A 468-nucleotide genomic window follows, 5' to 3' on the forward strand; every position below is an offset into this window, starting at 1 on the left:
GTGGCCGAGGAGATCGACGCGCTCGCCGACAGCGAGGGCATCAAATACTCAGACGTCGCGGTGTTCTACCGCACCAACAACTCCTCGCGCGCGCTGGAGGAGGTGTTCATCCGCGCAGGCATCCCGTACAAGGTCGTCGGTGGCGTGCGGTTCTACGAGCGCCGCGAGATCCGCGACATCGTCGCCTACCTGCGGGTGCTGGACAACCCGGGTGACTCGGTGAGCATGCGCCGCATCCTCAACACCCCGCGCCGCGGCATCGGCGACCGGGCCGAGGCCTGTGTGGCGGTGTACGCGGAGAACACCGGAGCCAGCTTCAACGATGCGCTGCAGGCCGCCGCCGAGGGGCGGGTGCCGATGCTCAATTCCCGTTCGGAGAAGGCCATCGCATCGTTCGTTCAGCTGCTCGACTCGCTGCGCGGCAAGCTCGATGACGAGCTGGGGGATCTGGTCGAGGCTGTCATGGAG

General features: G+C 66.9%; 1 protein-coding gene. It reads left to right on the plus strand.

The features are described 5' to 3' along the window. Window positions 1–468, plus strand: a 468-nt coding sequence (locus RM572_RS29050) for a 3'-5' exonuclease (RefSeq protein ID WP_311676344.1), incomplete at both ends; no start/stop codon positions are given.

Origin of the sequence: Streptomyces hazeniae (assembly GCF_031845485.1) — a bacterium.
GTDB classification, from domain to species: Bacteria; Actinomycetota; Actinomycetes; order Streptomycetales; family Streptomycetaceae; genus Streptomyces; species Streptomyces hazeniae.